This is a genomic window from Bacillus cereus group sp. BfR-BA-01355 (genome assembly GCF_022663675.1).
Classification (GTDB): Bacteria; Bacillota; Bacilli; order Bacillales; family Bacillaceae_G; genus Bacillus_A; species Bacillus_A thuringiensis_S.
On the sequence record NZ_JAKUFY010000360.1, the window covers coordinates 1 to 325 of the forward strand.

A 325-nucleotide genomic window follows, 5' to 3' on the forward strand; every position below is an offset into this window, starting at 1 on the left:
TTTTCTATTTGAGTTGGAACGGCCTCATTTTTTTCCGGTTTTTGTTCTTCTATTTCTATTGCATTTTGAGTCTCTTCATCTTTTACTTCATCAATTATTGTAGTTTTTTGTAGAGATTTCTCTTGTAGTTCTATTGTCTTCTTCTTCTTTTTCTTCCTCTTTTTCCTCTTCTTCTGAATCTCTTCATCTTTTACTTCTTCTTTTACTTCTTCTTTTATTGTAGTTTTTTGTGGAGATTTCTCTTCTAAATCTAGCAATCCGATTTTGGGTAACTCTTCTAATTCTACTTCCTCAATAATCGCTAAATTCTCTAGTACCGAAGATT

General features: G+C 31.1%; 1 pseudogene. It reads right to left on the reverse strand.

Features of this window, described 5'->3' with window-relative positions:
* Positions 1 to 325: pseudogene (locus MR167_RS32035) on the reverse strand (hypothetical protein); the annotation flags it as partial.